General features: G+C 41.2%; 1 protein-coding gene. It reads left to right on the forward strand.

Going from position 1 to position 597, the window contains the following annotated elements:
* On the forward strand, positions 1-597 hold a 597-nt coding region (locus PVV60_RS10685), incomplete at both ends, for a Bgr_08870 family protein (RefSeq protein ID WP_273724695.1).

The following is a 597-nucleotide window of genomic DNA, read 5'->3' on the forward strand; positions in this document are numbered from 1 at the left end:
GCCAACAATTATGTTCTCTATAAATCAAGCAACAATAACTTCACTTTTGGCAGTGCTATCTCTCTATTAGGCGCACACCAACATAAAACCGAAGATATTGTGGGGCTTGATGATTTTAGAGCTAAGATCAATGAAGATCTCACAAGCTATGGGCACCTCACAAGCCCCAATGAATGGAAAAACTACAATAAATTTACCAGCAAAGTCACCATGAGTGGTGGCTTAGAACTGTTAGGCAATTCCTCGTTTAACCTTATCCATAACAACAAAGTCGTTAGCAGTTTAAGCACAACAGGAAGCTCGCTTAAAGGACCGCTGAAAGTGGATGGTGATCTTGTTTATACGAAATCAGAAATAGATATTCTCAAGCAGGAAATTAAAAACATCAAAAAAGATTTGATTAATAAACTCATTATTGCCGATGCTGAATTGCTCTATACACAGGATGGAAAAATTCAATGGCCAGATTGGGTGACGAATAAAACCAAAGTTGAGATCCAAGCATGGGGCGGCGGAGGTAGTGGTGGTTCCTCTTGGTCTTATGGCGATGGCGGCGGTGGCGGAGGAGGAGGTTGTTCCGTATGGTATGGCTATAAA

This window comes from Bartonella sp. AU18XJBT, assembly GCF_028618595.1.
Lineage (GTDB): Bacteria > Pseudomonadota > Alphaproteobacteria > Rhizobiales > Rhizobiaceae > Bartonella.